At 42.0% G+C, this 7,068-nt stretch carries 4 protein-coding genes; all 4 read right to left on the bottom strand.

The window, feature by feature from the left end; translation table 11 throughout:
• Window positions 1-608, bottom strand: a 608-nt coding sequence (locus Q0L00_RS19365) for a PorP/SprF family type IX secretion system membrane protein (protein WP_297338545.1), incomplete at its 3' end; no start/stop codon positions are given.
• Between the two features lie 58 nt (window positions 609-666).
• Window positions 667-2,295, bottom strand: coding sequence for a gliding motility-associated C-terminal domain-containing protein (locus Q0L00_RS19360; protein ID WP_297338544.1), 1,629 nt, complete (start codon window positions 2,293-2,295; stop codon window positions 667-669).
• A 33-nt stretch (window positions 2,296-2,328) separates the two neighbouring features.
• Window positions 2,329-5,370, bottom strand: a complete 3,042-nt coding sequence (locus tag Q0L00_RS19355) for a LamG-like jellyroll fold domain-containing protein (RefSeq protein ID WP_297338543.1) — start codon at window positions 5,368-5,370, stop codon at window positions 2,329-2,331.
• A 3-nt stretch (window positions 5,371-5,373) separates the two neighbouring features.
• On the bottom strand, window positions 5,374-7,068 hold a 1,695-nt coding region (locus Q0L00_RS19350; protein WP_297338542.1), incomplete at its 5' end, for a hypothetical protein.

Raw genomic sequence — 7,068 nt, 5'->3', positions numbered from 1 at the left:
CTGTCCCCTGAGGTGATCCGGCCCCCGTTCACCCGGTGCATCCCGTAACTCACGTAGTATTTCTGATGGGTCAACGCCAAGCCCAGGTTGAAGTCCAACACCTGCATGTCGGTGAACTGACCCAGGTACTGACCCAGCGTCGGGTCGTTCTGCTCCTCCGGACTCAACGCGTTGCCGTCCAGCCTCACCTGCTGGTAGTTGATCCCCGCACCCAGTCTTAAGCTGTGGCTTTCGCTGATCCGTACTCTTGAGGCATAGCCCAGCATCAACTCGGTCTCACGGAAGGCTCCGTAGGTATCATGCAGCAGGTTCACCGATACCGCGTTCTGTCCCATCAGGTCCGGATCTTCCTCGCCGGACAACTGACCAAAGTCCAGCTCGGCGCTGAAAAAGTAGGTCTTCGGGGAACCTTCCATCCCCGCCCACTGATTCCGAACAAAGCCCCGCACCGTACTCCCCTCGTAGCCGGTCAAGCCCGGATTGAAGTAGCTCTGAAAATGGGAAAACTGGCTGATGTATTTCCGCGACTGGGAATAAGCCTCCCCTGCCGTCAGCAAAGATGCCGACAGCAGGATAGTTGCGCTGATAGTTCTGAGAATATAATTCATCACGTGCTGTGTTTTTCTGCTTGTTCGTTCTTTTCTTCTTTGGATCATGGTTCAGACTTTACTCCCGGATCAGGTTCAACACGCCCATCCGCTTCTCTCCGGTCTCGATCACTTCCATCACCCAGGTGTAGGCACCTGTCGGCAGATTTTTTCCTTTAAAGGTCCCATCCCAGCGTACATCCGGATTCTCCGTGTAAAATACTCTTGCCCCACCTCGATCAAAGACTTGAACTCTTGCTCCACGGAAGAATCTGATTTCTGGAACGCCCCAAGTGTCATTCACTCCATCCTCATTTGGACTAAACGTGTTGAAAATGATGATTTCTTCCAAACTTGCTCTTCCCCTTGTGATTTCAAAAAACTTATCCAATGTATTCCCATCTCTATCGGTAACGCGAACAAGAATTTTAAATGTAACTCTTCCTTCAGCTCTTGCAGCGCTACTCCAAAACAGGATATTTTCCTTGATTTCGAAGTATTTATTATCATACTCCGATCCCAATAAAGCTACGGTATGAATCTGATCTACTGGGTCCTCGATGATAAATGCTCCAATTGGGATAAAAAATATTTCCTCGTCTCCCATGAAATTTGAATTAGTGAGATCCACATCAAGTGGGGAAGGTTTAGGCAAGACAATTCCATCTACCTCTGCCCTCAATTCGTAAGCGTTGAAGACTCCCTTAGGCAATTCCAAGTCGCTATCCACCGGATATATTCCCCTGGCAAAAACATTCAATGCAGAGTAATCCCAGTTTAAAGGAAGTGTGACTAACCTACCAGAACCAAGCATAGTTAGAACTGAATCTTGGAAAAGAGGCTGATAATTTTCCAATCCCCAATCAATTAAAACATCCTTAAGATCCATAAAACCAACAGGTGAACGATAACCTAAGTAATCCGGGACACCATCTCCTTCATTATCCAAGTAATCCTCGGGACCATCGGGGTCTGTACCATCTTTAATCTCCAAGTAGTCGGGCACTCCGTCTCCATCACTGTCGAGATAATTCCCTGGATCTTCAAGATCTGTAGTTTCACCGATTTCTATAATATCCGGCACTTCATCCTCATCTAAATCCCTATCAAAATTTTTCACAGTAAAAAAGCCCCCCCTCTCATCAAACTCAGAAAAGCCTAAAAGTGAGATTTTACTTTCATCCACCTCTTGATCTAAAATAAGCTCCCATTTTTCATCTTGGTTTATTACCAATGCTTTAAGCTCGAAGTCGGAAGGCTCTATGGATTTTTCCCAAGAAAACTCAATAGTAGATTCCGCTTCACTACCATCAGAATTTGGCCCGATATTCCATTTATAGGGCAATGCATCTGTATCTTCATTAGTATCCATGCCAATGCTAAAAGAAATAGCGGGATCACCACTACGAAAAATCAATTGAGACTTGCTGTCAATTCCTACAGGCACCGTAATTGAAGTTCGACTGCCCATTTCCATGGTAAACAAGCGGGCCTCCGGACTTTTAAGATAAATAAAATCAGAAGAAAGGAGCCTGATGCCTTCGGCTCCTATAACACGGCTATTCCCATTAAGAATAAGTCTACCGGTGGACACAGGCAGTCCATCAGCATTCATAAAAAGGACCGCATTGCCAGAAAGCGTAAGATCTTGACTCCAAGCATTTGAAGTCAAGGTAAAAAAGAAGAAAATACGTAATACGGCTCTCATATTTATGCTTGTTTTCATTGGGTATAGAAAATATTAAAATCCAAAGCGACCTTTATCTCTTTCGAAATTTTCACTTACCGCTGTAGCTTCTAGTGCACGGGTATATATTTTGATTATACCCATATTTCCTTTTAAGAAATTGCTTGCTCCATAAAGCGAACCGATTGAAAAGGGCACTTTGACTATACTTGGAGAATTTGTTCCGGTAGAGGCTTCGTTGGTCAACTCTCCATTGACATAAAACCGTATAGATTGGGCTGTTTTGGAATAAACTGCCACCACATGATACCACTGCCCAGGAGTAAATGAATAGGTTGAGTTGACACTGTTGGCGCCATTTATTTCCATATTCAATAAACTACCGGAAAACTGTAAACGAACCATACCCAAATCCCAATTATCGTGGCTAAAAATGGATGAATAAGAACCTGCAAAGGATGTTGGGAAAACCCAGGCTTCAATACTTAGGTGGTCAGTAGAAGGGAAGCCTTCTTCGAAGTCCACAAAATTGTTATTGCCGTTAAATACAAAGCTGTTAGAATTGCTAATGGAATAGTTAAAATTATTATTGAGTGACCCATTGTTAAAGTTTCCACTTAAGTCATACCAGGTATTGTCCAATCGATTATAACTACTCTTCGTTTCAGCGTCAAGCCATAGCACTAAATCCATATCATTTGATATAGGAGATTTGGTATCTACCAGTTTACCTCCTGCTCCTATACCTTTTCGACTACTTAAAGCCCCATTGGGGTTTACAAAATTTATTTTCGACGTTGTCCTTTCACCATAATTGGTGAGCAGTGCTTCGGTTGCATTAACTCTCAATTTTGCGGTAATAAAGCTTTGATCATACCCGGCGGCCGCTGCCTGTGTGGCTGTAATCGTAGCTGTACCGATACCGGTAATTGTGACTATATTTCCACTTACCGTGGCAACACTTGAATTATCACTACTGTATGAAAAAGTACCGGTACTGTTAGATTTTGGTGATTTTAATTCGAAAGATCCGTCGAAAAGCAACTTGTTAATATCTCCAAAACTACTTATCTCCGGCAATGGATCTATGTACAACAAAACTGTTTCAGTAGGATCATCAACTAAAGTATTCCCATCAATTTGGGTTTGGGTATTACTAGTGGTGTAAGTCACCTGCCTACTCCCGCTAATATTGTCAACAGTAGTTACAACTTTCAGAATATGTTCTTCACCATTATACATGGTTCCGATGTTCCAATTGTAATTTTGCCCAGATCCGGTCCAAGTACCAAAAGAAGGTGTTGCAGTACTGAGAGTCAGCCCCTCAGGGATAACATTGTTGACCACCAAATCAGTCAGTATTTCTTCACCGATATACTTGGCTTTTATAGTAAAAGTGATGGTTTCATCAGGTTTTCCCGAAGAGATATCAGCCAGATTACTTAAAACAATTTCAGGATTGCAATTGACTACAATCTGTGGAGCCGATTCATAGATACATGGCCCCATACTCACCTCTACACTGTAGCTACCCGGAAATTCGGGTGTGAAGGTATTCGCTGTCTCTCCAGGAATCAAAACACCTTCATTAAACCAAGCATAGCTGGAAAAACCTTCAGTAGCCTGTAAAATAGTCCCCGGCAAACATCCATCTCCAACAAGTTGAACTACTAAATTTGGCACATTGTCCAAACCTGAGTAATACCCTGCTACCCCAATTAACCCAGAAACACCCACATAACCCACGGCAATTGGTCCACTAGCCTCTACTTTCACATTTCCTGTTAACCCTTCGGCATAAATTGTTTTCCATTGATCAGTTCCAGGCACATTTCTTACTGTAAAATCTGCGGCAGATTTCACTACAGACTCATAGGATATAATTATCTCATTATCGGGGATTGAGGTAGATGCTATAATGGTTACTCCACCGGAGATGGTAGTTCCAGCCAAATTGTTTATAAAAGGCACATTGTCAATACTCGTAAACATGAGGCAATTAACAGGTGATATAAAATTAAGTCCACCTGTAGCGATTTGAGTATCCCCAGACATCACTTGATAGGCATAGATATCCTTATTGGAAGAAACAAACATATTCCCACCTCCTACATTCACAGAATAGAAAGAAGCAGGGATTTTAATATAATCTCCAGCATTTAAGCTGGCAAAAGGTGTGGAAGATCCATTTACAAAAATATCTGTCCCATTTTGAGTGGCTATGATTACTGGATACTCCTGTATATCCATACCTCTTCCCCTGACAAATACATACTCTTTCCCTATAATATTTTCTGGTGATGGTTGATCTATTCCAGCATCCCATCCACCTATAGAAACATCGTCAATGCCCCTTAACAATAATGAGCCATTACTAATTGCTATTTTTTTATTGGAGGTAATACTAGCCCCCAGCCAACCATCTCTTTGGACGGCCGTACCATCTGCTTTGACTTCAAATACAAAGGATTCTCCTGCATTTAAGATGATTTGTTTGGTATCATCTGTCATTCCAAAACCATTCGCTTGAGCACGAAATGCTACATCGGGATCATAGCCAAAGACATTCACCACTGTACCATCTTCGGTAGCCATTATTCCCAGAGTTGCATTTACACCCGTACTATTAGAATATCCCAAAGGTAAACCTCCCCATTTAAAAGAGGTGCCTAAGGCCTGTCTGCCTTTTGATGTCAGAGAGGTTCCCTGAGCACTATTTTTACCCCGAAAATTGGCATAAAACTTTTGCCCCCCTTTAGATTGTAGCCTTAATCCGGAATTACTAAGAACTATTCCAGTATTGGCATCTGAAACTAATGTAATGTCATTATCCCCGTTAGGTAGTGTATAAAGGCCAGGACTAACATTCGATATGGAAATGGTGGCATAGGGTGTACTACTTGACCCCCTAAAGATTTCTATATCAAAAGGAGTCGTCTCTGGTGTGGATAGATATAGTGCTTGGTCAATTATAGCCACTTCATTAGTAGCTTGTTTCAAAGGTGGTAGATAATGCAAATCACTCAATTGAGCCTGAACCTTAAAAGAGGAAGATGCCAAAATGAATGAAAGAAGATATAGTAATTTTAATTTCATTGCTTAATAGTAAAAGTCCATTTGAATTCTATCTCCTGCTGCAAGCACATATCCCCCATTATTAGTAGGATTATAAGTCAGTGTATTTCCACTCACCGAGTAAGCGGTATTACTGAGGCGGATCCCATTTACATACATTTTCACTTTACTATTAGAGGATGGTGTTTGAGTCAAAATAAAACTCGTCTGGGATGCTGTGGCAGTAAATTCATCAGCTACTTCCCTTACAATGGAACCAGAGAATGTGGTCACCCAATTTACTTCACCCGAACCATTGGTGGAAAGCACTTGACCCGCTGTACCATCGGTATTCGGTAAGGTTATGGCTCCAGTGGTGATCTTTCCTGATGTTTTTACATCGGTTATTGCAGTATTTCCAAGTTGGATGGTATTGGTAGTAGATACCGTTGCATTTTTACCTAAGGCTATGGAATTCTCGGCGCTAGCTACAGCCTCATACCCAAGAGCTACCGCGTAATTACCTTCAGTTTTTGAAAAGGCTCCCAAAGCCACTGAGTACATGGCATTCGACTTAGAATAACTTCCAATAGCAAAGCCATACCCTGATTCTATTGAGGAATAATAACCAATAGAAATTCCTTGCGTTTGATTTGCTTGTGCATTAGAACCAATAGCTATAGATTGAGGTCCAGATGCACTTGCTCTATTTCCTATAGCCGTCGATTCATCTGCAAACTCACCAGTCGTGGCATTGAAACCTAACATGGTATTTCTTGGTTCAGCTCCTATCAACCCTCCTTTACTCCCCCCTACAGTAATCCCATTGACAAGTAAATTAGAGCCAAAGCTTTTAATTCCATTTATTGTTTGATTAGTGGTTAGATCCACAAAGTCATCACTAGAAACTGAAGAAGGAGTAATCCAAGTCAAGGAGCCAGTTCCTGTAGTTGATAATACTTGACCTGCTATACCATGTGTGTTGGGGTATTGAACCTGACCAGCAGTTAGGGTCCCGCTCGTTTTTACATCAGTTACAGCCGAATTTCCCAATTGAATGGTATTGCTTGCTTCTACTTTGGCAGCATACCCGATTGCTGTAGCGTTGCTTAAATTTGAACTTGAAACATCAGCAAGCCTTCCTATTGCAGTATTCTTACTGCCTAAAACATTGGTTATTAAAGCATTTCCTCCAACTGCGGTATTCTCACTTCCCATGGTATTATTGCCCAGACTTGACGCTCCCAATGCAGTATTTACATTCCCTTCTGTATTTGACTGTAGGGCTTTTGAACCGACAGCAACCAAGGAATTACCATGCAAAGTTTGTTTAAGTGCAAGGTAACCTACTGCTGTATTATTACTATTTTCATTCATTGATAAAGTCTCCCTTCCTATGGCCGTATTGCCCCAGCCTGTATTGTTGACCAATGCATTCAGCCCAAGGGCTGTATTATATGAAGCAGATTCTGAATCCCCTCCGCCTACTCCTACTGTTATTCCACTTACTTTCAGGTCATTACTCATTATTTTACTTCCTGCAACGATCTGATCAGTAGTTAAATCCACAAAATTTTGTGTTTCTGAACCCGTTCCTCCATTTGCAATTGGAAGTACACCAACAGCCTTAGTTGACAGATCAATTTCTTTCCCATCCACATAAGTCTTCACCGCTTTCTCAGTAGGAAACTTCGTGTCCGTCTCATCTGACAAAGTCACGTCCGTGGATTTGTTGGAACT

Origin of the sequence: Algoriphagus sp., assembly GCF_024305035.1 — a bacterium.
GTDB lineage: Bacteria > Bacteroidota > Bacteroidia > Cytophagales > Cyclobacteriaceae > Algoriphagus.
This window is presented reverse-complemented; position numbering and strand designations above follow the sequence as displayed.

Coding starts and splice junctions, on each gene's coding strand:
- Q0L00_RS19360 (WP_297338544.1), bottom strand. CDS start 2,295: ATGAGAGCCGTATTACGTATTTTCTTCTTTTTTACCTTGACTTCAAAT.
- Q0L00_RS19355 (WP_297338543.1), bottom strand. CDS start 5,370: ATGAAATTAAAATTACTATATCTTCTTTCATTCATTTTGGCATCTTCC.